The sequence below is a fragment of the Streptomyces sp. NRRL F-2664 genome (assembly GCF_000719345.1).
GTDB lineage: Bacteria > Actinomycetota > Actinomycetes > Streptomycetales > Streptomycetaceae > Streptomyces.
Window position 1 is genome coordinate 1 of the sequence record NZ_JOFX01000606.1, and the last position, 233, is coordinate 233.

A 233-nucleotide genomic window follows, 5' to 3' on the forward strand; every position below is an offset into this window, starting at 1 on the left:
GGAAGCTGCCGGTCGAGGAGGTTCTTCCCGACGGTTCGTGGATCTCCACCGTCCGCGGCGGGCGGGGGCGAAGCGTCCGGCTGCCCCAGGACATCCGGGTCCGCGTGATCGAGTACGGCCTGGACATCCCGGGCCGTGATCAGGCCGAACGCTACCGGCTCATCACCACCCTCATGGACCCCACTGCGGCACCGGCTGCCGAACTGGCCGCCCTCTACGGCGAGCGGTGGGAG

At 70.8% G+C, this 233-nt stretch carries 1 pseudogene; it reads left to right on the plus strand.

The features are described from left to right. Positions 1–233, plus strand: a pseudogene (locus IF89_RS0137185) (IS4 family transposase); the annotation flags it as partial.